Origin of the sequence: Fodinibacter luteus, assembly GCF_039541575.1 — a bacterium.
GTDB classification, from domain to species: domain Bacteria; phylum Actinomycetota; class Actinomycetes; order Actinomycetales; family Dermatophilaceae; genus Fodinibacter; species Fodinibacter luteus.
Map to the genome: position 1 here is coordinate 183,502 of NZ_BAABGM010000003.1, position 24,375 is coordinate 207,876.

The following is a 24,375-nucleotide window of genomic DNA, read 5'->3' on the forward strand; positions in this document are numbered from 1 at the left end:
CGCGGTGGGTGCGGTGGGGGCGCGGTGGGTGCCGCCGACCTGGCGGCGGCACGACCCCGGCTCAGTGCTTCTCGGCGAGGCTCCACATCGTCCACAGCTCGGTGCGCATCCGCCGTGGCTGGGAGAGGGTGTAGATGACCGCTCCACCGATGTCGGCCGGCTCCATGAACGGGCCGTGGGCGGGGTCGCCGCTCCCGAACCGCCCGTCCGCCGCGGCGAAGGGGGTGTTGACACCGGCGGGGGCGATCACGGTCGTGCGGATCCCCTCCTCGCGCAGCTCACGGTCCATGGCCGTGCCGAGGTTGATCTGGGCACCCTTGGACGCCGCGTAGACCGCCTCCTTGCCGCCGCCGATGAGCAGGCCGGCGACCGAACCGATGACGACGATGTCGCCGCCGCCGCCCTGGGCCCGGAACTGGCGGACCGCAGCCCGGGAGAGCCAGATCGTGCCCTTGAGGTTGACGTCGATCATGAGCTCGATCTCGTCGGGACCGACGTCGAGCAGGCCGCCGTAGAAGCCGATCCCGGCGTTCGCGACGACGCTGTCGACGCGGCCGAAGGCCTCGACGGCCCCGGCGACGAGGGCGTCGCCGGTCGCCTCCTCGCGGACGTCGCCCCCGACGACCGCGACCCGGTCGGTGCCCCACTCCGCCTGGAGCGGGCGCACGGCATCCTCGCGCAGGTCCCCGACGACGACCTTCGCACCGGCCTCGAGGGCGAGCCGAGCGGTGGCGCCCCCGATGCCGCCACCCGCGCCGGTGACGACGATGACGGTGTCCTGCAGGCTGCGCGACGGGGCGCTCATGGGACGGCTCCTTCGGTGGTGGGGGCGTGCGGGTGCGCGTGCGGGTGCGCGGGCGTCACTTGACGGCGCCCATGGACAGTCCGCGCACGAGCTGCTTCTGGGCGATCCAGCCGGCGGCGACGACGGGCAGGACGGCCAGGGTGGCTGCGGCGGACAGCACGGCGAGGAACTGGCCGCGGCCGTCGACGAAGCTGCCGAGGAAGGGTGGCGTCGTGCGTGCCTCGGAGCTCGTGAGCAGGGTCGCGAGGAAGTACTCGTTCCAGGAGAAGATGAAGCAGATGAGGGCGGCGGCGGCCACGCCGGGGATGACGATGGGCAGCACGACGCGCACGATCTCGCGGAACAGGCCGGCGCCGTCGACGCGGGCGGCCTCGACGATCTCGAAGGGCACCTCGAGGAGGAACGAGCGCATCATCCACACGGTGATGGGCAGGTTGATCGAGGCGTAGATGATGGCCAGGACCCAGATGTTGTCGAGCCCGCCGAGGTTCTTCAGGATCATGTAGATCGGCAGGACGACCGCGGCCACCGGCATGAAGCGCGTGGAGATGAAGAATGACAGGGCGCTCTCGACCGCCTTGACCTTGCGCAGGCTGAGCGCGTACGCCGCCGGGATGGCGAGCACGACGCAGATGACCGTGGCGACGGTGGCCGCGATGAACGAGTTGCGCAGGTAGTCCATCATCCCGCGGTCCATCGCGAGCTCGTAGCCCTCTGTGGTCGGGGTGAAGAACAGCACCGGGTCGATCGACGAGGCGACCGACTCCGGCTTGAAGCCGTTGAGGACCATCCAGAACACCGGGAAGAAGAAGGCCAGGACCATGACCCAGGTCACGAGGTTGACGAGGGAGTTCTTGACGGTGGTGCTCATCGGCTTCCTCCAGCCATGAAGACCTTGAACGTGGTCTTGAGTGCGATCGTGGCGACGATGATCGTCAGGATGACGGTGACGACGCCGTAGGCGGCGGCCTCACCGACGTTGAGGCCGATGAAGGCCCGCTCGTAGAGCAGGTAGGCCAGGGTCTTCGTGCCGCCGGTGCCCTTGGTGAGGATGGCGATCGGGTCGAAGACCTGCAGGATGATGACCGAGCCGAGGAGGGTGCCGATCTCGATGTACATCCGCAGGTGCGGCAGGGTGATCCACGTGAAGGTCCGCCACGCGCCGGCCCCGTCGACCTGGGCGGCCTCGAGCACCTCCTTGGACTGGCCCTGCAGGCCGGCGAGCAGGATGAGCATCATGAACGGGGTGAAGATCCAGGTCAGCACGATGACGACGGTGGCCATCGGGTAGTCGGTGCTCCACGAGACCGTCGGCAGGCCGAGCGTGTTGAACAGCCAGTTGAGGATGCCGATGTTGGTGTCGAACATCGAGTACTTCCAGATGAGCGACGCCGCGGCCGGCATGATGAGGAACGGGGTGATCATGAGCGTGCGTGCGATCGCCCGGCCGGGCAGGTTGCGGTCGAGCAGCATCGCGAAGAGCAGGCCGAACAGCAGCGAGAGCACGACCGAGAACGCCGTGATGAGCACCGTGGCCACGATCGAGGGCCACAGCTCACCCGAGGTGAGCGCGGTCTGGTAGTTGTCGAACCCGGTGAACCCCCGCTCCTGGGGGTAGAGCAGGTTCCACTCCATGAGCGAGAAGCCGATGGTCGTCAGGAAGGGGATCTGGGTCAGCAGGATGAGGAAGACGAGCGCGGGCATGAGCAGCCCACGACTGGTCCAGGCGTGCCGCGACTGCACGCGGCGCTTGTCCTTGGCGGCCTTCGCCTCGACCTCGTCGAGCTCGGTCGGTGGGGTCATCGTGGTCATGTCGGCACTCCCTTGTGCGACTGGTGGTGCTCCGGGTGTGGGGACGGGTGCCGGGTCCGGCTCTGGGGCCGGACCCGGCACCCGCGACAGGGGGCGTCAGCCCTTGTGGGCGTCCCCGCCCTTCTGGGCGATGTCCTGGCACTTGGCCAGCGCGTCGTCGACCGACGTGCGGTTGGCGAGGTAGTCCGCGACGAGCTGCGCGCACTGGTTCCCGACGTCCTGGAACTCGGGGATGGAGACGTACTGGATGCCGACCCACGGCTGCGGGCTCACACCGGGCTGCTTCGGGTTGACGGCCGTCATGACCTCGAGGGTGATCGGGGCGAAGGCGGCGGCGGCCTCCTTGTACTCGGGGATCTCGTACGTCGAGGTGCGGGCGCCCGGCGGGACGTTGCTCCAGCCGATCTTCTCACCGACGAGCTTGTGGTAGTCCTTGCTCGTCGCCCACTTGACGAAGTCGATCGCCGCGTCCTTGTTCTTCGTGGATGCCGGGACGGCGAGGTTCCAGCTCCACAGCCAGCCGGACTCCTGGGTCTTGGTCACCGGCATGTGCGAGTAGCCCATCTTGCCCTTGACCGGGGAGTCGGCGGCCTCGAGCATCGAGGCTGCGACGGAGGCGTCGGCCCACATCGCCGACTTGCCCTCCTTGAGGGCGGTGAGGCACTCGTTGAAGCTGTACGACACCGGGTCGGCCTGGCCGGACTCGTCGAGGAGGGTCTTGTAGAAGGTCACGGCCTCCTTCCACTCCGCGGAGTTGACGGTCGCGTTCCACTCCATGTCGTACCAGTTGCCACCGAAGGTCTGCACGACGGTCGTGAGCGGCGCGAACAGGTCGCCCCAGCCGGGCTTGCCGCGCATGCAGATGCCGGACATGTCGGCCGTGTTGACCTTCTTGGCCGCGTCGGCGACCTCCTGCCACGTCGGGTTGACCGGCATGGTGACGTTCGCCGCGTCGAGGACCTCCTTGTTGTACATGAGGATCGAGGACTCGCCGTAGAACGGCACCGCGTACAGCTTGCCCTCGTAGCTGTTGACGTCGCGCACCGGCGGCAGGATGTCGTCGACGTCGTAGGCCGTGTCGGCCTTGAGGTCCTCGGTGAGGTCGACGAGCCACCCGTTGGCGCCCCACTGCGGCGTCTCGTAGGCGCCGATGGTGACGATGTCGTACTGGCCGGCGCCACTCGCGACGTCGGCGGTCACGGCGCTGCGGAGGTCGCCCTCCTCCATGACCTGGAAGTTGACCGTCGTGCCGGGGTTGGCCGTCTCGTACTCGGTCTTGAGCTGCTCCATGTCCTTCATCTGGCCGTTGTTCACGGTCGCGAGGTTCAGGGTGACGTTGCCGCCGGCGTCGCCGCCCTCGTCCGAGTCGTCGGACGAGCAGGCGGTCAGCACGAGAGCCGAGGACAGCGCCAGGACACCGACAGTCAAAGCGCGCTTGTTGCGAAGCATCCTAACTCCTTTGGTAGGGGTACCACGTGTCCTGACCGGGCTGCCGCGTCGGGCGAAACCCTTGCGGAACGTCGCACGATTTGGTAGTGCGTCCCTGCCTGGAACTACCGCCAATGTAGGGAGGCGGCGAAAACCGCGACAAGCCTCCTGCGCCCCCGCTATCGGTACTATTATTCCGACGTCGGACAGCGCGGTCCCCCGGACCACGGGCCCGGCCCGCTGTCCACCGCCCTGACAACCATGTCAACGGGGGTGCGTCAAGAGGGAGGCGATGACGATTTCGTATCGATCCGCGCCCCCGCGAGTCGCCGGCGGTCGTGCTGCCGGCGAGTCGGCTGAACGCGTCGTCCCGGGCTCCACGGCCCCGACGAGCCCCTACGCCGAGGCGATCCCGCGCCGCGAGGTCATCCCGAAGCACCCCCAGCACTCGGTGCGCGCCATGACCCACGACTTCCCGAGCGAGATCTGCGGCTGGAACGCCCACCCCGAGTACGAGATCCACCTCATCACGAAGACGCACGGCAGCTTCATCGCCGGCGACCACATCGGCACCTTCACCCCGGGCCACGTGAGCATCATCGGGCCGAACCTCCCGCACGACTGGGTCAGCGACCTCGAGCCCGGTGAGGTCGCCCATGACCGCGACGCCGTGATCCAGTTCTCCGACGAGTGGATCCGGCAGTGCATGCGGCTCATGCCCGAGCTCCAGGAGGTCGGCGAGGTGCTCGAGCTGTCGACCCGGGGCCTCGTGTTCTCCGGGGCGACCGCGTGGCGGGCCGCCGACACGATCCTCGCGGTCGTCGGCTCCCGCGGGCCCGAGCGCGTCGCCCACCTGTTCCGCCTCCTCGGCCTGTTCGCCGAGGCACCGGACGGCGAGCGGGAGACGGTGGCGAGCCCGTGGATGGGCCAGGCCTCCGACGAGAGCTCGCGCACCGCAGGCGAGGCGGGGCTCAACTACATCTTCTCCAACCTCACCGGGGACATCCGCCTCACGACGGCGGCGCGGCTGGCCTACATGTCGGAGCCGACGTTCTCCAAGTACTTCAAGCGGGCCACCGGGCTGACCTTCAGCAACATGGTCAAGAAGCTGCGGGTCGCGCACGCCCGGCGGCTCCTGGACACGACCGACCACCCCATCTCCCGGGTGGCGTCGCTGAGCGGCTTCCACAACATGGCGAACTTCAACCGCCAGTTCCTCGCCGAGGTGGGCGTCACCCCGACGGCGTACCGGCGCCTGGAGTCCTCGCAGAAGCCGCCCAACGAGGTGATCAGCCTCGGGCTCAAGGCGGTCCGGGCCGCCGAACCACCGGGCCCGCCGGACGGTGTCGAGCCCCGCCGCACGGCCGACCCGGTCGGTCAGCCCGCGGAGGCGAGCAGGTCGTCGAGCGTCGGGTGGACGCCGCGCTCGACGAGGGAGCGTCGTGCCGCGAGGTAGGCGTCGACGAAGGTGCGGCGCTCGGCGAGGTCGCCGAAGAGCAGTGCGATCCGCACGAACGCCTCCGGGTCGGGGTCGAGGGCCGCGGTCGTCATCGCCGCCGTGTGGACGTCGTCCGGCACCTCGGGCGGCGTGATCTCGCCGCGCCCGATGAGCGCCCAGTACTGAGCCCACGCCGCCACCATCGCCGCTCCGAGCGTCACCGGCCGCCCGGCATCCAGGTTGTCCCGGACCGCGGGGAGCGTGAAGGTCGGCATCCGGTTCGAGCCGTCGGTCGCGAGGCGCACGAGCGTGTCACGCATCCTCGGGTTGGAGAAGCGCTCGAGGAGGGTGGCCATGTAGGCCTCGAGATCGATGCCGGGCAGCTCGCCGAGCGTGGGCGCCGCCTCGTCGGCCATGTAGCGCTCGAGGTAGGTGCGGATCCGGGTGTCGCGCATCGTCTCGTCGACGAGGCTGTAGCCGAGCGGGGCGCCGAAGTACGCGAGGGCCTGGTGGCTCGCGTTGAGCAGGCGCAGCTTCATGAGCTCGTACGGCTTGACGTCCTCGACGAACTGCACGTCGACGGACTCCAGTGCCGGTCGGCCCGTGGGGAACTCGTCCTCGACGATCCACTGGGTGAACGGCTCGGCCGGGACCGGCCACTGGTCCTCGACGCCGAACTCACGGGCCAGCGCGGCCCGGTCGTCGTCCGTCGTCGACGGCGTGATCCGGTCGACCATGCAGTTGGGGAACGCGACCTCGGTGTCGATCCAGGCCGCGAGGTCGGGGTCGCGAAGCCGCGCGAAGCCGACGACGGCCTTGCGGGCGTAGTCGCCGTTGCCCTGGAGGTTGTCGCAGGACAGCACGGTGAACGGCGCGAGACCCGCCTCACGGCGACGTCGCAGGCCCTCGACGAGGTACGCGAAGGCCGTGCCCGGGTTCTCGGGGTGGGCCAGGTCGTGGACGACGGAGGGGTGCTCGGCGTCGAACTCGCCCGTCGCGGGGTTCTTGAGGTACCCGCCCTCGGTGACGGTGAGGCTCGCGATGCGCACGGCGGGGTCGAGGAGTCGCTCGTGGATCGCGGCGGCGTCGTCGGGGCCGTAGAGGTACTCCAGGACCGACCCGACGACCCGGGGCTCGAGGGAGCCGTCGGGGTGGCGGAGCACGAGCGTGAACAGGCAGTCCTGGGCCCGCATGGCGTCGCGCATGGCGGAGTCCTGGGGGAGGACCCCCACGCCGCAGATGCCCCAGTCCAGGCCGTGGCCGGACTCCATGAGCCGGTCGACGTACATCGCCACGTGGGAGCGGTGGAAGTTGCCGAAGCCGAAGTGGACGATGCCCACGGCGGCGGCCCCACGGTCGTAGGACGGGGTGGACACGCGCAGCGAGGGGAGCGCGGCGGCGGTGAGAGCGGTCACGAGAGGTGGTCCTTTCGCTCGAGGCGGCACTGACTCCACCTGTCATGGAACCAAGAACGGCCTGCCACGGACAGCCTCGGACCGCTTCGAGGAGGAAAAGGATCGGGGGGCGGTGGGATTGCATCGACAGGGCCGCCACCGCACGCGGGGGCGGGGTGGCGGCCCGGCACCTCGACGGGCGCCGGGCGTCGGGCGCCGTGCGCCGCGCCGGGCGTGGGGTGCCGTGCGTCGAACGCCGCGCGTCGGGCGCCGGGTGCCGTGCGTCGGACGCCGGGTCAGCGTGCCGCGAACTCGGCGGCCTGGCGCGCCGCATGGACGCGGTCGACGGCGTCGATGCTCGCCCGGCTCGAGAGGTCGACGCCGGCCTTGCGGGCCGCGGCCCGCGCCTCGGGCGTCGTGAGGTCGGGGGCGGCGACCATCTCGGGCTCGATGAGCCGGTCCGCCGCCGCGTACGCACGCTGCTGGTCGGCGAGCCGCTGCTGGGACGCCTTGGCCTTCGTGAGCACCGCGGCGGTCACCGTGACGGTCGATCCGGTGACGAACGGGCTGACGGTGGGGGTGTAGCCGCTCGCGTGGCCGGTGCGGTTCGGGTGGTAGGACTCGACGATCGGGTTGGACAGCCCGTTGATCCACTCCTGGCTCGAGCACACGGCGTGGCCGACGAAGGGGGTCGTCGGGTTCGCGAAGGAGAACTGGGCGGCCGAGGCCCGCGCGGACGTCGTCGCGTTGAGGAGGTCGGCGGTGGCGTTGAGCCTGGCCATCTCCGTCGAGGAGAACCAGGTGAGCAGGTTGCAGTCGACGCCGTTGAAGATGCGCGGGTAGCCGACGACGGTCACCTTCGCGTTCGGTGCCTTGGCCCGGATGCCGGCGTAGAGGGTGGTGAGCGCCCCGGGCAGGGTGGTGCGGATGTAGGACTCGGCGCGGTCGATGGCCCCGTTGCAGTTGCTCAGCCAGGCCGGCTGGGCGCACGTCGTGAGCACGTCGGCGAACCCGGCATCGTTGCCGCCGACCGAGATCGTGACGTAGGCCGTGCTCGCGGTGAGGGCGGAGAGCTGGGTGTTCGTGACGTCGGCGATCTTCGCCCCGGAACAGGCGCGGAAGTTCAGCGCGTAGCCCTTCGCCGAGGCGATGAGGGTCGGGTAGGCGTGGACCGACCTCAGGCAGCTCGTGCCGTCGGCGAGGTAGGTGCGGGTTCCGGTGCCGGAGGAGTAGCTGTCGCCGAGGGCGACGTACGAGGGCGCGGCCGCGTGCGCGGGGGCGGCCGAGACCACGAGAGCCGTCACCGCGGCGAGTGCTGCGGCGACCGGGGCACGACGTCGGGCCATGGGTCCTCCTCGGGAGCAGGGTGTGGTGTGGCTCACACTAGGACCCTTCACCGCGACCCGCCCGGCGAGCGGGGGATCCGCGCGGATGCCGTGGAGTGCCGCCGAACCGGCGGGCGAGGCCGCGGGTGGGGGAGTCACGCACCGATCCTTCCGCCGGGGCCGCTGAGGTCTTATGTTTATCCCGTGAACTCAACGGGTCCGGCCCCGGGCTCACAGGCGTCGCTCCGGGAGATGAACCGCCTGCGGGTCCTCGACGCCGTGCGTGAGCACGGCGCCCTGACCCAGGTCGAGATCGCCGGGGTGACCGGGCTGAGCGCGGCGACGGTGTCGAACCTCGTCAAGGAGCTCGACGCCGCGGGGGCCGTGCAGCTCACCCCGAGCATCCGCAACGGGCGCCGGGCCGTGCAGGTGTCGGTCGCCGCGTCGCACGGGCTCCTCGCCGCCGTCGTCTTCGGGGACCGGGACGTGCGGGTCGCCCTGGGTACGGGCGGGCCGGAGGTGCTGAGCCAGAAGCGGATGCCGCTCCCGGCCGACCACGCCGCGGACGAGGGCGTGACCCGCGGCGCGCGGCTCGTCCACGAGCTCGTCGCGACGAGCGGGCACGACATGGGCGAGATCCGGGCGGTCGGCATCGGCCTCCCGGCGCCCATCGACACCGTCTCGGGGCAGGTCGGGTCGGAGGGAATCCTCCCGGGCTGGCGGGGCGTGCCCGTCGCGTCGGACATGGCCGAGGCGCTCGGCACCCCGGTGCTGCTCGACAACACGGCGAACCTGGCTGCGCTGGGGGAGTCGAAGTTCGGTGCACTCCAGGGTGTCTCGACCGGCATCTTCATCAAGGCCTCCTACGGTGTCGGAGCGGGCCTCATCATCGGTGGCGAGCTGTTCCGGGGCAGCGCGGGTACGGCCGGCGAGATCGGCCACGTGACGATCGACGAGGACGGCCCGATCTGCCGCTGCGGCAACCGGGGCTGCCTCGACACCTTCGTCGGCGCCCAGGCCGTGCTCGGGGCACTGCGCGACTCGCACGGGGCACTGACCCTGCGCGACGTCATCGCGCGGGCCCGCGACGGCGACCCGGGGTGCCGGCGGGTGCTCGAGGACGCCGGCCGGCACATCGGGGTCGCGGTGGCCGGGGTCGTCAACCTGCTCAACCCCGAGGTCGTCGCCCTCGGGGGCCAGGTGGCCCGGGTCGGTGACCTCGTCCTCGACCCGATGCGTGAGGCGATCGAGCGGTGCGCGATCCCGAGCGCCGCGGCGTCGGTCGACCTGCGGCTCGGTGCCCTGCGCCCGGAGGAGGCGGACGTGCTCGGTGCACTGGTGCTCGCCGACCAGGTGCGCGAGGATGCCGACCGGGCCGCCCTCGCGACCGTCTGACCGATCGACCGAGGGCCCGTCGCACCGACCGTCCACCGACCGTGACCGAATCGTTGTCTCAAAACGTTGTATTCAAGGCTTGACGTCAAGCGTCCGAGCGAGTTGAATCCGATCGACCGCACCAGAGAGGTTGCGGACGTCATGGCATAGGAGAGACCGCATGACCACTCGAACCTTCCGGATCGCCGGCGCAGCCCTCGCGCTCGGACTCACCGTCTCGGGCCTCTCGGCCTGCGGCAGCGACGACACCTCGGACGCCGGCGCCACGAGCGCCGCGGCCGGTGGCGAGGCGAAGCAGATCGCCCTGCTCCTGCCCGAGAACAAGACCGCCCGCTACGAGGCCTTCGACCGGCCCATGTTCGAGGAGGCCGTCAAGGCGGGCTGCCCCGACTGCGAGGTGCTGTACAGCAACGCGAACCAGGACGCCGCGAAGCAGCAGCAGCAGGCCGAGGCCGCCATCACCCAGGGCGCCGACGTCATCGTCATGAGCGCCGTCGACGGCCAGTCCGCCGTCACCATCGTCCAGAACGCCAAGTCCCAGGGCGTCCCGGTCATCGCGTACGACCGGTTCATCGCGGGCGCCGACTACTACGTCTCGTTCGACAACAAGAAGGTCGGTGAGCTCCAGGGCAACGGGCTCGTCGCCGCGATGAAGGAGGCCGGCAAGGCCTCCGGCGACATCGTCATGATCAACGGCTCCCCGACCGACGCCAACGCCGCCGACTTCAAGGCCGGCGCCCACAGCGTCCTCGACGCGAGCGGCTACAAGATCGCGGCCGAGTTCGACACCCCGGACTGGAGCCCGGACAACGCCCAGGACTGGATGGAGAGCCAGCTCGGCAGCGTCCAGGCGAACCTCGTCGGTGTCTACGCCGCCAACGACGGCACCGCCGGTGGCGCCATCGCGGCCCTCAAGGGTGGCGGCGTCGACCCGCTCCCGCCGGTGACCGGCCAGGACGCCGAGCTCGCGGCCATCCAGCGGATCATCGCCGGTGACCAGGCGCTCACGATCTACAAGGCCATCCAGCCGCAGGCCGAGGACGCCGCGAAGAACGCCATCGCCCTCGCGAACGGCGAGAAGCCGATGTCGAGCACCGACAAGGAGGGCGTCCCCGCGACCCTGCTCGAGCCGGTGATCGTCACCGTGGGCAACATCAAGGACACGGTCATCGCCGACAACTTCTACACCGTGGCCGACATCTGCACGCCGGAGTACGCCGACGCCTGCAAGGCCGCCGCGATCGGCTGACGCACGGCACACCCCGCCCCACCCTCACGAAGGAGTGAGCAGAGCATGACGACCGCCACCTCCCCTGCCCCCGTCCTGTCGATGACCGGAGTGTCCAAGCGCTTCGGGGCCGTCCAGGCCCTCAAGGACGTCGACTTCACCGTCGAGGCGGGGGAGGTGGTGGCGCTCGTCGGCGACAACGGCGCCGGCAAGTCCACCCTCGTCAAGGCCATCGCCGGCGTGTACACCCCCGACGAGGGGGAGGTCGTCTTCGCCGGCAGCCCCGTGAGCATCACCTCGCCGGCACAGGCCCAGGAGCTCGGCATCGCCACCGTGTTCCAGGACCTCGCGCTGTGCGACAACCTCGACGTCGTGAGCAACCTCTTCCTCGGCAGCGAGGTCGTGCGCGGCCGCACCCTCGACGAGGTGACGATGGAGAAGGAGTCCTGGCGGCTCCTGCGCGAGCTGAGCGCGAAGATCCCGAGCGTGCGCATCCCGGTGGCGAGCCTGTCCGGCGGCCAGCGCCAGACCGTCGCCATCGCGCGCTCGCTGCTCGGCAAGCCCAAGGTCGTCATGCTCGACGAGCCGACCGCCGCGCTCGGTGTGGCCCAGACCGCCGAGGTGCTCAACCTCGTCGAGCGGCTGCGCGAGAACGGCCTCGGCGTCATCCTCATCAGCCACAACATGTCCGACGTCATGGCGGTCGCCGACCGCGTCGTCGTCCTGCGCCTCGGTCGCAACAACGGCGAGTTCCGGGTCAGCGACACCAACGTCCAGGAGATCATCGCGGCCATCACCGGCGCGACGACCAACGCCGTCTCGGCCCGCGCAGCGCGCAAGGCCCCCCAGGAGGAGCAGTCGTGAGCACCCCCGAGAACCCGACCCCGGCGCCGGCCGCCTCCGGTCCCACCGCACCGGCCGCGGACCAGGCCGCCCTGCCGGCCGACCTGCAGGACGAGCGGCTCATCGCGAGCCAGGGCGTCGGCGGGTGGGCGTCGGCCCAGTGGGGCCGGCTGCGCAGCGGCGACCTCGGCTCGCTGCCGGTCGTCGTCGGCCTCGTCCTCATCTGGGGCGTCTTCTACGCCCTCAACCCGGCGTTCCTGTCGAGCCGCAACCTCGTCAACCTCACCCTCCAGATGGTCGCCGTCGGGACGATCGCGATCGGCGTCGTCCTCGTGCTCCTCCTCGGCGAGATCGACCTGTCGATCGGCTCGATGTCCGGCCTCGCGGCCGCCATCGTCGCGGTGATGTTCGTCGGCAAGGGCGTCCACGTCGTCGTCGCCGTGCTCGCCGCGCTCGGCGCCGGGGCGCTCGTGGGGCTGGTCTACGGCACCCTGTTCAACCGCTTCGGCGTGCCGAGCTTCGTCATCACCCTCGCCGGGCTGCTCGCCCTCCTCGGCCTCCAGCTGCGCGTCCTCGGCAACCAGGGCACGATCAACCTGCCCTTCGAGTCGGCGCTCGTGCGCTTCGCGTCGCAGCAGTTCCTCCCCGCGTGGCTCGCGTACGTGCTCGCCCTCCTCGCCCCGGCCATCTACGCCATCGCCGCGATCCGCCGCAACGCCCGCCGCGCCGAGGCCGGCCTGTCGACGGTCCCGGTCACCCGGCTCGCGCTGCGGGCCGGAGGCCTCGCGGCCGTCCTCGTCGTCGTCGTCGTCCTGCTCAACCGCGACCGCGGCGTGTCGTACATGTTCCTCACCTTCCTGCTCCTCGTCGTCGTCATGGACCTGTTCATCCGCCGCACGACGTGGGGTCGCTCGGTCCTCGCCATCGGCGGCAACGTCGAGGCGGCGCGCCGGGCCGGCATCAACGTCAAGCGGATCTACCTGTCCGTCTTCGCGCTGTGCTCGACCTTCGCGGCGCTCGGCGGCATCTTCGCGGCATCCCGGCTCGCCTCCGCGAACCAGAGCAGCGGCGGTGCCGACACCAACCTCAACGCCATCGCGGCCGCGGTCATCGGCGGCACGAGCCTGTTCGGTGGGCGCGGGTCGGCCTACTCGGCGCTGCTCGGCATCCTCGTCATCCAGTCGATCTCGAACGGCCTGGACCTGCTCGCCGTCGAGTCGAACGTCAAGTTCATGGTGACCGGCGCCGTCCTCCTGCTCGCCGTCATCATCGACAGCCTGAGCCGCCGCAGCCGTGCGGCCCACGGCCGGGCCTGACGACCCGGGCCGACACCCGGCATCCGGTCGGGGCCACCGCGCGTAGCATCGCGGGGTGGCCCTGACCGATCTCTCGCGCTGCTCCGCCGCCTCCCGCCACCGCGGCGACCCCCAGGCCGGCTCCGCCCCCGTCGCCTCCCGCTGGCTGCTCATCGAGCACCAGGGGCCGTGGTCGAAGAAGCCGCTCACGACGCCACCCCTGAGCGGGCCGATCGGCGCCGCGGTCGAGAAGGCCTGCGCGTCGCACGGGGGCCGCGCGCTCCTCGTGCGGCGTCCCGGCCGGCGCCTGCCGGGCGAGGACGAGGACCCCCGCTCGTGGTACGCGATCGACACGATCCGCCGCACGAGGGTCCGGGGCACGTGGCGCACCGCCGAGGACCTCCTCGGCGCGGCGCACGCCCTCGGGGTCCGGCTCTCGGCGAGCGACGAGGACGCCGACCCGATGGTGCTCGTGTGCACCCACGGCACACGTGACGCGTGCTGTGCCGTGCGCGGGCGGCCGATCGTCGCCACCCTCGCCCGCGCGCTGCCCGACGAGGTGTGGGAGTGCACGCACCTCGGCGGCCACCGGTTCGCCGGCACCCTGCTCTCCCTGCCCGACGGTGCGTGCTTCGGCCGGCTCGACCCCGACACCGCGGTGCGGGTCGTCACCGCCCACCGCGCCGGCCGGTCGGAGGCTGCCTCGCTGCGCGGCACGACCCGCTGGGAGCCCGCGGTGCAGGCGGCGCTCGTCGCCGTCCTCGGCAGGTACGGCCCCGCCTCGGTCGACGACGTCGTCCCCGGAGCGACCGACACCGACGGCGACCACACCCGCGTCGAGGTGCTCGGCAGCGGGCCCGTCCCGGACACCGTCGTCGTCGACGTCGTGCGCGAGGCCCTGCCCGACGCGCCGCTCAGCTGCGGCGACGTCCCGAAGGCGCACGTCGCCTACCGCACGACGATCCGGGGCTGACCCCGTCGGCGGGTGGGCGGCCGGTGACCTCAGCCCCCGCCGCCGGATGCCGGCGTCGCGCCGACGGCGTCCGGCACACCGACCGTCGTCAGCAGGCCGTCGGCCGTGCAGGTGCGCCCCGGGTCGGCCTCGCGGCGGTCGATCCGCCGACCGTTGACGAGCGAGACGTCGTCGTAGGCCGGGCGCCCCACGATGACGTCGCGGAACCGGTACCGGGTCAGCGTTGCGAGCCGGCAGTCGGTGCCGAACGTGAGCACGTCGAACGCGGACGGCTGGCCGACGAGCTCCTCCCCGGCGGAGTCGGCGAGGAAGTGGGTCAGCGGCCCGCCGCCGGTGAAGGTCCCGGCCTGCACCCGGTTGCCCTCGAGGTCGACCGAGTGCATGTGCCCGTGGACGAGCACTCCACCCTCGACCTCCTGGACGGCCCACGGCTCGTGGCTCACGACGAGGTCGGCCGCCGGGCGCCCGGCGTACGCCGCGACGAACGCCTCGCGCGCGGGAACCTGCTTCGCCGGCGAGCCGGTGCCCGAGTCCCCGAACCACCGGGGGTCGTTGAAGCCCGCGATGCGCACCCCGCCGACCGTCACCTCGGCGTACCCACCCCCGGGGGGCTCGAGGAGCACGACGTTGGGCACCTGCGCCATCCGCTCGAGCACGGCGGTGTCGGTCGCGCTCGTCGCGTCGTGGTTGCCCCGGACGAACAGGTACGGCACCCCGACCGACTCGATGCCCTCGAAGATCCCGGCGGCCTCGCCCTCCTCGACGGTGCCGAAGTTGACGAGGTCACCCGCGTCGACGACGAGGTCGATGCCCTCCTCCTCGACGACCGTGCGCATGAGGGGGTACTGGTTGCCGCCGTGGACGTCGCTCACGAGGAGCACCCGCAGCGAGGTGTCGGACTCCAGCGGCGCCACGGCGTACTTCTGCTGGAGGGCCGTCGAGAGGGCGATGACGTTGCGCAGGTAGGGCGTGACCTGCGTGGCCCGGGCCTCGACGTCGGAGAGGATGCCCTGGTTGCGCTGGAGCGTGCCGAGCACCCCCGTCGAGGTGAACGTCTCCTGCCGCTCCGGCTGGTACGTCGACCACAGCGACGCCGCGGTCGCTCCGGTTGCGAGGAGCCAGCCGACGGCGCCGGCGACGACGAGGGTGGCCGGCGGGCGCCGGCGGCGGAGCACGGCATCCGCCGCGAGGACCAGGACGACGACGAGGAGCCCGCCGACGGCGAACCGCAGGAGCACGTCGGCCGCGACCTCCCGGATGGCGGAACTCAGCTCCTCGGGTCCGGGCCGCAGCGTCGACAGGGTGACGCCGGGGCGGGACAGGACGTCGGCGATGCTCGCCTTGACCTGGGGGACGGTGCGGATGCCGGGCGCGACGCCGGCGAACCCGACCTCGAGGTCACCGAACGCCGTGGTCGCCACGATCCGCCCGGTGTGGAGCGGGTCGGGGTCGAGCGACACGGTCGCCCGGTAGTGGCGGGTCTCGGCGGTGGCGGGCACGACGGCCGTCGCCGAGACGCCGGCCGCGATGCACGCGAGGGTCAGCCCGACGACCGCCAGGCCCTGCCGCACCCGGCGGGGCCCGACCCGGTGTCCCGCCCACCACCACGTGCCGAGCGCCGTGACGAGCGGCCACCCGACGGTGAGGACGGCGACGACGCGCTCGTGGAGCCCGAACGAGGGGCCGCCGAGCCCGAGCCCGAGGGATGCGACGGATGCCGTGAGCACGGCCGCCGCCGGGCGTGCGACGCGGGACTCGAGCACCGGGGGGCCGCCCGGCCGCGCGGCGAACCACGGCCACAGGCCGAGCAGGAGGAAGGATGCCGTGGCGACCGCGGTGTGCGCCGCGGAGGACTCCGCGCGCGACGGGAGCGGCACGGCGGCGACGGCCAGGGTCGCGAGCCCCGCCGCGGCGAGCAGCCACCGGCCGGTGCGCCGGGCGGGCGACAGCGCCCAGGCCGTGACGACGTGGGCCACGCCGGTGACGACGAGGGCCGCCGTCATGACCCCGCGGTGGGGCGTCGCCGCCGCGGCGAGCGCGCTGATCGTCTCGGTGCGTGCGTCGAAGTCCGGCTGCAGCGCCGCGGCCCACGTCCAGCCGCCGACGAGCGCGACGACCGCGACCGTCGCGCTGAGCACGGCCGTGCGGGGCCGGCCGGTGGGCTGCGACATGCGACCAACCCTAGGTCGGGCCCGGGGCGGCGTCGTCCCTCCGCCCGCCTAGGGTTGGCCGCATGCCGTCCGCCGCCTCCCCGTTCGACACCCCCTTCGCGGGCGTGCTCCTCGACATGGACGGCACGCTCATCGACTCCATCGCCGCCGTCGAGCGGTCCTGGCTGCAGTGGTGCGCGGAGTTCGGGGTCGACCCGCTGCGGCTGCGCGGAATGCACGGCGTCACGGCGGCCAACGTCATCGCCGGGCTGCTCCCGCCGGACCGTCGCGCCGACGCCCACGCGCGGATCCGCGAGATCGAGGTCGCCGACGTCGAGGGGATCGTCGTGCTCCCCGGTGCCGCCGAGCTGCTCGGGGCGCTCGCCGACGGCAGGGTGCCGACGGCGATCGTCACCTCGGGGACGCGCGACCTCGCCGAGGCGCGGATCGCCGCGACGCGGCTGCCCCACCCGCCTGTCGTCGTCACGGCGTCGGACGTCGAGCGGGGCAAGCCGTTCCCGGACCCGTGGCTGCTCGGGGCACGCCTGCTCGACGTCGACCCGGCGGAGTGCCTCGTCGTCGAGGACTCGATGGCGGGCCTGCTCGCTGCCCGCGAGGCCGGCTGCCGCGGTCTCGTCGCCGTGACGAGCACGTCGACGCGCGAAGAGCTCGAGACGGTCGCCGACCTCGTCGTCGACGACCTGTCGAACCTGTCGACGGTCGTCGAGAGCGGCCACGTGCGGGTCGTCGGGGTCTAGGGTCGGTCCCCATGGATGCCGACGTCGTCGTCGTGGGTGCCGGCCTCGCCGGGCTCGTCGCCACGTGCGAGCTCGCGGATGCGGGCCGGTCGGTCGTGCTCCTCGACCAGGAGAGCGAGGCCAACCTCGGCGGCCAGGCGTGGTGGAGCTTCGGGGGGCTCTTCCTCGTCGACACGCCCGAGCAGCGCCGGATGGGCATCACCGACTCCTTCGACCTCGCCTGGCAGGACTGGGAGGGCACGGCCGGCTGGGACCGCCTCACCAACTCCGACGGCAGCCCCGGGCCCGACCACTGGGGCCGGCAGTGGGGGCAGGCCTACGTCGAGTGGGCTGCCGGCGAGAAGCGGGCCTGGCTGCGCGAGCGCGGCATCTCGTTCTTCCCGGTCGTCGGGTGGGCCGAACGCGGCGACGGCACGAGCGGTGGGCACGGCAACTCGGTGCCGCGCTTCCACATCCCGTGGGGCACCGGCACCGGCGTCGTCGCGCCCTTCGAGCAGCGGGTGCGCGCCCACATCGCCGCGGGCCGGGTGTTCTACCGGCCCCGGCACCGGGTCGACCAGCTCGTGCGCTCCGGCGCGGTCGTCACCGGGGTGCGGGGGGCGGTCCTCGCGCCCGACCCGTCCCCCCGGGGCGTCGCGAGCAACCGTGAGGTCACCGGCGAGTTCGAGTACGGCGGTCAGGCCGTCGTCGTCACGTCCGGCGGCATCGGGGGCAACCACGACCTCGTGCGCGCCAACTGGCCCGAGCGGCTCGGCACCCCGCCGCACGACCTGCTCACCGGCGTGCCGGCCTACGTCGACGGGCGGATGCTCGCCATCGCCGAGGCGGCGGGCGGCGCCGTCGTGAACCGCGACCGGATGTGGCACTACGTCGAGGGCGTGCGCAACTGGGACCCGGTCTGGCCCGGTCACGCCATCCGGATCCTGCCCGGGCCGAGCGCGATGTGGTTCGACGGCGCGGGCAACCGGCTGCCGGCCCCGTACCTCCCCGGCTTCGACACCCTGGGCACGCTGGACCACCTGCGGCACACCGGTTTCGACCACTCGTGGTTCATCCTCAACCGCTCGCTCGCCGGCAAGGAGTTCGCCCTCTCCGGCTCCGAGCAGAACCTCGACCTCACCGAGCGGCGGTACCGCGACGTGCTCCGGCGCCCGGTCCGGAGGGTGACCCCCTCGGTGCAGGCCTTCCTCGACCACGGTGAGGACTGGGTGACGGCCACGACGATCGGCGAGCTCGTCGCCGCCATGAACGCCCTCACCCCCGACGCGCCGCTCGACCCCCGGCACATCGAGCGCCAGGTCGTCGAGCGGGACCGCCAGGTCGACAACCGCTTCACCAAGGACGTCCAGGTCGCGGCGATCCGGGTCGCCCGCGGCTACCGCGGCGACCGGCTCACCAAGCGGGCCTTCCCCCTGCACCGCATCCTCGACCCGAAGCACGGCCCGCTCGTCGCCGTGCGGCTGCGGGTGCTCTCGCGCAAGACCCTCGGCGGCCTGCACACCGACCTGGCCGGCCGGGTCCTGGACCCCGCCGGCCACCCGGTGACCGGCCTGTACGCCGCGGGCGAGGTCGCCGGGTTCGGCGGTGGCGGCGTCCACGGCTACCGCGCCCTCGAGGGCACCTTCGTCGGCGGCTGCCTCTTCTCCGGCCGGGCGGCGGGGCGTGCCGTCGATGCCGCGCTGTGAGGCGCGGTGGTCTCGGCGAGTCCACGAACAGGCAGTCGACCGTGGCGGGCGGTCCGGGCTCGCGTGGGGGGCGACGCTCACGGGTGCACTGCATGTCCTGAGGAGCACCTCGGCGCGGTCAGGGCGGGAGCGCGGCGCGGTCAGGGCGAGAGCACAGCGCCGACGAGGCGTCAGAGGTACTGGCCGGTGCCCTCGGTGTGGGCCGGCTCGCCGTGCGGACGTGGGGCGTGCGTGGGGGTCGGGCCGCCCGCCGGGGGCACCCCCGGGTGGCTCGTGCCGGGTGGGAGGGCCCGCATCTGCTGGAGCTGCGCCTGTGCGGCCATCTGCTGGGCGACGAGCGCGGTCTGGATGCCGTGGAAGAGGCCTTCGAGCCAGCCGACGAGCTGCGCCTGCGCGATGCGCAGCTCGGCGTCGGACGGGGAGCCGTCCTTGAACGGCAGCGCGATGCGGTCGAGCTCCTCGACGAGCTCGGGGGCCAGCCCGTCCTTGAGCTCGCCGATCGAGCGCGCGTGGATCTCGGCGAGGCGGGCGCGGCCCTTCTCGTCGAGCGGGGCGCTGCGCACCTCGTCGAGGAGCTGCTTGATCATCGACCCGATCCGCATGACCTTCGCCGGCTGCTCGACGAGGTCGGCAGGGTTGGCCGAGCGCTCGCGGGCCGGCTCCCCCGGCTCGTCGCGGGTGTCGTCGTGGTGGGCGACGCCCATGCCGTCGGGCGTCACGACGACGAGCCGCTCGCCGTCGTTCGTGACCGTGGCGGGCACGGTGCGGCTCCCGGTCTCGTCGGGGTCCTGCTCGTGGCGGGGTTGGTCGCTCATGCCTCCCATCCTGCCCCACGGCATCCCAGGGCCGGCTTTCGGTGCATCCTCCGCGAGGATGCCGTGGAGCGCCCGCCGTCGAACGCTCGGTGCTCGAGAACGACGGCGGCCGAGGCGTCTCGTCCAGCCGTCATCCGACCGGGGTGGCCGTGACGACGATGTTGTCCCGATGGCTGCGCAACTGCGGGTTGTACTCCCCGCCGCAGGTGATGAGCACGAGCAGCGGGCGGCCGTCCCGGGCGAAGATCTCGTCGACGGGAAGGGCCTTCTTGACGATGGCCTCGCGACCCCTGACCTCGTACTCGTGCTCGGTGCCGTCGGCGGTGGTCACGGTCAGACGCATCCCCGGCTCCGCGCCGCGCAGCGAGGCCAGGGCCCCTGGCCCGTCCTCGCGCGTCGCGACGTGGCCGGCGATGACGGTGTTGCCACGGTCGTCCTCCGGAGCCGAGCCGTAGCGGTACCACCCGACACTCGTCGGCTCGGCCGGGATGACCATGGCGCCGTCCTCCTGCACGCCCACGTCGTCCACCGTCGCGTCGACGCCCAGGTCGGGGATGGCGATCCGGGCCGGAGGGCTCGCGGCGGAGGCGTCGAGGGAGGCGAGCGACGCGTCCCGCGCCGTGGCCCGGGGCAGGGTACGGGCCGTGCTCGAGGCGGGTTCCGTCACCGTCGGGGTGGGCGAGGCGGCCCGGACCTGCGACAGGTCGGCGCCGGAGGAGTCCCCCGGCTGGCCGAGGACCCAGAAGCCGAGTCCCACCAGCGCGGCCGCCGTCACCCCGGCAGCGGCGGCCGACGTCCTCCGCCATCCGCTCGCCGGGCTGTGCTCGACCATGTCCTGGTCCTCCGTCCTGTCCTCGGTCGTCGTGGTTCGGTGGTTCGGCAGCTCGACCGACCCCCCTCGAGACCGGGGGCCCGCACCTGGCGGGCCCCCGGTCTGTGCTGGGCGGTTCTTCCTCAGGCCCGCACCTGCCGGGCCCGCGCGGCCGACCCGGCGGCGACGAGCGCGCCGGCGAGGGCGATGCCACCGAGGGCCAGCGGGAGGCTGCTGCCGCCGACGTCGGCGGTGCCGGAGGGGACGCCGGAGGGTGAGCTGTGCAGCCCGTCGATCGTCTGGACGGCCACGTCGAGGTTGTCCTCCTCGAGGGAGCCCCACGCGTAGACGATCGTCGCGGAGCCCTCCTTGACGGTGACGTCGGCCGGCCCGATGACCGGGTCGGTCGTGCCGGCGGCAGCGACGGAGGCGGACACGGTGCCGGCGGCCAGGTCGGCCTTGGCCTCGTTGGGGTTGGTGAGGTTCTCGAACACGGGCTCGCCACCCGCGAGGACGTCGACCGCGGGGGCGGCCGCGGTGTGCCGCACGATGAGGCGACCCTCGCCGGCATCCACCTTGGACACGTCGTTCACGAACGGGGTGAGGACGGGCGTGCCCTCGGCGTTCAGGTGCGCGGCGACGGTGATGTTGGCGCCACCGGGGACCGTGACGTCGTTCGCCTCGATCGCCGGGTCCCCGGAGGGGTTGGCGTCCTTCGCGAAGACGGCGAGGTTGTAGGTCCCCTCGGGGATCGCGACGGGTTCGGTGATCGTGCCGGGCTCGAAGTCGGTGAGCAGCGCCTCCTCTTCGGTGTAGGTGTCGTCCGCGCTGGCGTAGACGTCGACCGTCAGGCCGGGGACTCCGTGGAAGACGACGACGGAGGCGTCGGTCGCAGCGGCGGCGGGCGTGGCGAAGACGACGAGCGGCAGTGCCGCGACGGTGAGGGCCGCGGCTCCCGCGAGGGCTGTACGCATGATGGGGTTCCCTTCAGGTGGAGTGGGTGTGTCAACACCACCTCTTCCGTCGAGGGGGACGCCCAGATGCGTATGTCGAAGGTTTGTCTACTGATGCCCTGCCGCGGCGAGTGCGCGGGCGGTCGTCCCGGCACGCGTGTCCGCCCTCACCGCAGGGCAGCGACGGGCTGCGTGGCGGGGCGGGGGTCCGGACCGCCGATGCGGCGCACCACGGGCTGTGCCACGACGGCCAGCACGGCAGCGCTCACGCCGGCACCGACGGTGACCGTGAACGCCCCCGGGTGCCCGTGCACGTCGGCGAGGCGGCCTGCCACTGCGGAGCCCACGGCGTACCCGATGCCGGTCGCGCCGGCGAGCAGCGTCATCGCCGCCCCGACCCGTTGCACGGGGGCGGACCGCTCGCCGAGCATGAAGACGCTGATCATGTAGGGCGCGACGACGAAGCCCAGCACGAGGACGACGACGAACAGCGTCGCCAGGGTGTCGGTGACGAGGAGCGGCAGCGAGAGCAGGGCGAGGCCGAGCGCGGCGACGAGCACGCGCGAGGCGTACGTGAAGCGGGGAGGGAGCGCGGCGACCGCCAGGCCCGCGACGACCGAGCCGACCCCGAGGGAGGCGTGCACCAGCCCCGCGACGCCCGCCTGCCCCGCGACGGTCGCGAGCACGGTCGTCCCGGTCTGGATCGAGCCGAAGACGACACCGATGAGCAGCTGCGCGACGAGGAGGACGACGAAGGCCGCGGTGAGGAGCCGGACGCCGGCGTGCGGTGCGGGGCGGTGGGCGTGGGTGAGGCGTGCGGTGTGGTGGAGCGCGAAGGCGCAGCCGAAGACCAGCAGGACCGACGCGGCGATGACGAGCGCCAGCTCGGGGCTCGCGACGACGACGAGGAGTCCGAGCAGGGCCGGGCCGAGGACGAACGACGCCTCGTCGGCGGCACCCTCGTACGAGAAGGCGGCCTCCATGAGGCGCGGCTGGTGGTGCGCCTGCTCGCGGGTGATCGGGCGCCAGCGCACCCGCGCCAGGGGGCCGATCTGCGGCATCGCGGCACCGGCAAGGCCGGCCGTGGCGACGACGAGCCACGGGACGACCTGCGCGTGCGCCAGCACGACGAGGGCGATGAGCCCGAGCCCGCCGAGCACCGACTGCACGAGCACGACCGAACGCTGCCCGACGCGGTCGGCGAGGGACCCGGCGACCGGTGCGCCGACGGCGTTCGCCACCGCGAGTGCGCCCGCCGCGCCGCCGCCGACGCCGTAGGAGCCGGTCGTGCCGGCCACGAGCAGGAGGGTCCCCATCTGGGCCATGGCCAGCGGCAGCCGGGCGACGAAGGCGACGGCGACGTAGAGGGGTCCCGCGAGGGAGAACAGTCGCCGGTAGGAGGCGATGGGGGACATGCGGGGCTCCTGGTCTGCGCCCGGGGAGGGCGGAGCGGGCGTGCGCCGAACCCGCCTCCAACGACGCACCAGGGACCCTGTGCACCGCACAGCCTAGCGGGTGCCACCGATGTGCCAGACTCACGCCGGTGAGCCCAGTTCGTGTCCGTCCGGTCGGGGGTGCGGCCGGCTGCCTCGTGATGATCCTCGTGTCGGTCGTGCTGTCGGTGCTGCTCACGCTGGGGCTCAACCTGCTCCTGCGCTGACGCGTGCCGGCCGGCCGCAGAACGACCGTGACGAGGCCCTCGGGGGAGTCTGCGGGGCGGGTCGCGCGCCGCGTCGCTCAGCGCGCGAGCACCTGGGCCGCGAGGGCCAGGGCCGCGGGGACGGCCTGCACCCACAGGATGCGCCGGCTGGCGGTGACGGCCCCGAACACCCCGGCGACGACGACACAGCCGAGGGTGAAGGCGGCGAACGCGAACCGGTGCTCCTCCGGCCCGACGAGGGCGAGGAGCAGGCCCGCGACGAGGAAGCCGTTGTACAGGCCCTGGTTCGCGGCGAGGACCGTCGTCTGGGCGGCCAGCTCGCGGGTCGTCCCGAACGCGGCCCGTCCCCGAGGGGTGTTCCACAGGGCCATCTCGAGGATGACGATGTAGACGTGGATGAGCGCCACGAGGGCGGTGAGCACCGTGGCGGCGGTCGTCATGGTGGGTGTCTACCGCACGGGGGAGGGTCCCGTCACGGGTGACGGCGCCGCAGCGCCGCCGCATCGCCGCGCCGGCTCCTGCCGGTTCGCGCCGGTGGCGCGCGCGTGCGCGCCGGGGTGCGCGGGTGTGCGGGGTGACGGCGCCGCGCACGGGTGGGTCAGGTCGTGAGCAGGATCTTCCCGACGTGTGCGCTCGCCTCGAGCTCGCGGTGGGCGTGCGCGGCATCCGCGAGGGGGTGCCGCGACTGGACGACGGGGCGGACCCGGCCGGCCGCGAGGAGCGGCCACACGTGCTCGCGGACCGCGGCGACGATCGTCGCCTTCTCCGCGACGGGTCGTGCGCGCAGCGAGGTGGCGATGACCGCACCGCGCTTGCGCAGCAGGGTCGCGATGTCGAGCTCGGCCCGGGTGCCGCCCTGCATCCCGATGATGACGAGGCGACCGTTCGTCGCGAGGACGTCGACGTTGCGGGCGAGGTACTTCGCCCCCATGTTGTCGAGGACGACGTCGGCGCCTCGCCCGTCGGTCGCGGCCCTGACCCGCTCGACGAAGTCCTCCTGGCGGTAGTTGACGAGCACCTCGGCGCCGAGCCCCCGGCACGCCTCGAGCTTCTCTGCCGAGCCCGCGGTCACCGCCACGCGCGCGCCGACCTCGTGCCCGAGCTGGATCGCCATCGTCCCGATCCCGGACGACCCACCGTGCACGAGCAGTGTCTCGCCGGGCTGGAGGTTCGCGGTGAGGAAGACGTTGGACCACACCGTGCACACGACCTCCGGCAGGGCGGCCGCGTCGACGAGCGAGACCCCCTCCGGCACGGGCAGCAGCTGGCCCGCGGGGACCCGGACCTGCTCGGCGTACCCGCCGCCGGCGAGGAGCGCGCACACCTCGTCGCCGACCGACCAGCCCTCGACCCCCTCGCCGAGCCGCGCGACCGTCCCGCTCACCTCGAGCCCCGGGACGTCCGGCTCCCCGGGCGGTGGCGGGTAGTGCCCCTGGCGCTGCAGCACGTCGGCGCGGTTGACCCCGGCCGCGGCGACGCGCACGAGCACCTCTCCGGCGCGGGGCAGCGGGGTGGCGACGTCGGCGAGGACGAGCGCGTCGGGCCCACCGAACTCCGGGATCGTGATGGCCTTCATGGCGCCACCGTATGCCGTGCGCGAGGTTTCC

At 72.7% G+C, this 24,375-nt stretch carries 21 protein-coding genes; 8 read left to right on the forward strand and 13 right to left on the reverse strand.

All coding sequences use genetic code 11. The features are described from left to right. Positions 1–61 precede the first annotated feature (61 nt). The 4 genes from ABD899_RS03410 to ABD899_RS03425 all read right to left on the reverse strand — a co-directional run bounded on the left by ABD899_RS03410 (position 62) and on the right by ABD899_RS03425 (position 4,066). Entirely contained in the window at positions 62–805 is a 744-nt protein-coding gene (locus ABD899_RS03410) for an SDR family oxidoreductase (RefSeq protein WP_345202288.1), read from the reverse strand. A gap of 55 nt (positions 806–860) precedes the next feature. Continuing rightward, a complete protein-coding gene (locus tag ABD899_RS03415) occupies positions 861–1,676 on the reverse strand; it encodes a carbohydrate ABC transporter permease (RefSeq protein WP_345202290.1) in 816 nt (271 codons plus the stop codon). Further along, positions 1,673–2,617 (reverse strand): carbohydrate ABC transporter permease, encoded by a 945-nt coding sequence (locus tag ABD899_RS03420; RefSeq protein WP_345202291.1) that lies wholly within the window; start codon positions 2,615–2,617, stop codon positions 1,673–1,675. The genes ABD899_RS03415 and ABD899_RS03420 overlap by 4 nt, the downstream gene beginning before the upstream one ends. A 96-nt stretch (positions 2,618–2,713) precedes the next feature. Further along, complete coding sequence (locus tag ABD899_RS03425) at positions 2,714–4,066, reverse strand: ABC transporter substrate-binding protein (RefSeq protein WP_345202293.1); 1,353 nt, start codon at positions 4,064–4,066, stop codon at positions 2,714–2,716. Positions 4,067–4,337: 271 nt separating this feature from the next. Between ABD899_RS03425 and ABD899_RS03430 the strand changes: the two genes are divergently transcribed. Beyond that, positions 4,338–5,501: a helix-turn-helix domain-containing protein gene (locus tag ABD899_RS03430; protein WP_345202294.1), complete on the forward strand. Its 1,164-nt coding sequence runs from the start codon at positions 4,338–4,340 to the stop codon at positions 5,499–5,501. On the opposite strand, the gene ABD899_RS03435 is transcribed toward ABD899_RS03430, so the two are convergent. Further along, entirely contained in the window at positions 5,423–6,898 is a 1,476-nt protein-coding gene (locus ABD899_RS03435) for a mannitol dehydrogenase family protein (RefSeq protein WP_345202296.1), read from the reverse strand. The genes ABD899_RS03430 and ABD899_RS03435 overlap by 79 nt on opposite strands. Positions 6,899–7,173: 275 nt before the next feature. Further along, positions 7,174–8,223, reverse strand: a complete 1,050-nt coding sequence (locus ABD899_RS03440) for an SGNH/GDSL hydrolase family protein (protein ID WP_345202297.1) — start codon at positions 8,221–8,223, stop codon at positions 7,174–7,176. 183 nt (positions 8,224–8,406) lie between these two features. Here ABD899_RS03440 and ABD899_RS03445 point away from each other — a divergent pair, with 183 nt between their 5' ends. The 5 genes from ABD899_RS03445 (at position 8,407) to ABD899_RS03465 (ending at position 13,936) form a co-directional block, all read left to right on the forward strand. Continuing rightward, entirely contained in the window at positions 8,407–9,597 is a 1,191-nt protein-coding gene (locus ABD899_RS03445; RefSeq protein ID WP_345202299.1) for an ROK family transcriptional regulator, read from the forward strand. Between the two features lie 160 nt (positions 9,598–9,757). Then, positions 9,758–10,846 (forward strand): substrate-binding domain-containing protein, encoded by a 1,089-nt coding sequence (locus tag ABD899_RS03450; RefSeq protein WP_345202300.1) that lies wholly within the window; start codon positions 9,758–9,760, stop codon positions 10,844–10,846. Positions 10,847–10,891: 45 nt separating this feature from the next. Further along, positions 10,892–11,689, forward strand: a complete 798-nt coding sequence (locus ABD899_RS03455) for an ATP-binding cassette domain-containing protein (RefSeq protein WP_345202303.1) — start codon at positions 10,892–10,894, stop codon at positions 11,687–11,689. After that, positions 11,686–12,984, forward strand: coding sequence for a sugar ABC transporter permease (locus tag ABD899_RS03460; RefSeq protein WP_345202304.1), 1,299 nt, complete (start codon positions 11,686–11,688; stop codon positions 12,982–12,984). The genes ABD899_RS03455 and ABD899_RS03460 overlap by 4 nt, the downstream gene beginning before the upstream one ends. Positions 12,985–13,039: 55 nt before the next feature. Then, positions 13,040–13,936, forward strand: a complete 897-nt coding sequence (locus ABD899_RS03465) for a ferredoxin family protein (protein ID WP_345202307.1) — start codon at positions 13,040–13,042, stop codon at positions 13,934–13,936. A 29-nt stretch (positions 13,937–13,965) separates the two neighbouring features. On the opposite strand, the gene ABD899_RS03470 is transcribed toward ABD899_RS03465, so the two are convergent. Next, positions 13,966–16,107 carry a DUF998 domain-containing protein gene (locus ABD899_RS03470; protein WP_345202309.1) on the reverse strand — a complete coding sequence of 714 codons (2,142 nt, stop codon included), beginning with the start codon at positions 16,105–16,107 and terminating at the stop codon, positions 13,966–13,968. A 62-nt stretch (positions 16,108–16,169) separates the two neighbouring features. Here ABD899_RS03470 and ABD899_RS03475 point away from each other — a divergent pair, with 62 nt between their 5' ends. Both ABD899_RS03475 and ABD899_RS03480 read left to right on the forward strand, forming a co-directional pair. Then, a complete protein-coding gene (locus ABD899_RS03475) occupies positions 16,170–16,844 on the forward strand; it encodes an HAD-IA family hydrolase (RefSeq protein WP_345202312.1) in 675 nt (224 codons plus the stop codon). An 11-nt stretch (positions 16,845–16,855) separates the two neighbouring features. Continuing rightward, entirely contained in the window at positions 16,856–18,529 is a 1,674-nt protein-coding gene (locus ABD899_RS03480) for an FAD-binding dehydrogenase (protein ID WP_345202314.1), read from the forward strand. Positions 18,530–18,699: 170 nt separating this feature from the next. On the opposite strand, the gene ABD899_RS03485 is transcribed toward ABD899_RS03480, so the two are convergent. From ABD899_RS03485 to ABD899_RS03510, 6 genes are all read right to left on the reverse strand, one after another. Further along, the gene (locus ABD899_RS03485; protein ID WP_345202317.1) at positions 18,700–19,344 is read right to left on the reverse strand and encodes a bacterial proteasome activator family protein; all 645 of its coding nucleotides are present in this window, start codon (positions 19,342–19,344) and stop codon (positions 18,700–18,702) included. Positions 19,345–19,474: 130 nt separating this feature from the next. Further along, positions 19,475–20,176 carry a class F sortase gene (locus tag ABD899_RS03490; protein ID WP_345202319.1) on the reverse strand — a complete coding sequence of 234 codons (702 nt, stop codon included), beginning with the start codon at positions 20,174–20,176 and terminating at the stop codon, positions 19,475–19,477. Between the two features lie 122 nt (positions 20,177–20,298). Continuing rightward, the gene (locus tag ABD899_RS03495; protein WP_345202321.1) at positions 20,299–21,129 is read right to left on the reverse strand and encodes a DUF4397 domain-containing protein; all 831 of its coding nucleotides are present in this window, start codon (positions 21,127–21,129) and stop codon (positions 20,299–20,301) included. 146 nt (positions 21,130–21,275) lie between these two features. Then, the gene (locus ABD899_RS03500; RefSeq protein ID WP_345202324.1) at positions 21,276–22,523 is read right to left on the reverse strand and encodes an MFS transporter; all 1,248 of its coding nucleotides are present in this window, start codon (positions 22,521–22,523) and stop codon (positions 21,276–21,278) included. Positions 22,524–22,845: 322 nt separating this feature from the next. Then, positions 22,846–23,208: a DUF1304 domain-containing protein gene (locus tag ABD899_RS03505; RefSeq protein WP_345202326.1), complete on the reverse strand. Its 363-nt coding sequence runs from the start codon at positions 23,206–23,208 to the stop codon at positions 22,846–22,848. A 158-nt stretch (positions 23,209–23,366) separates the two neighbouring features. After that, complete coding sequence (locus ABD899_RS03510) at positions 23,367–24,344, reverse strand: NAD(P)H-quinone oxidoreductase (RefSeq protein WP_345202329.1); 978 nt, start codon at positions 24,342–24,344, stop codon at positions 23,367–23,369. Between the last annotated feature and the right edge of the window lie 31 nt (positions 24,345–24,375).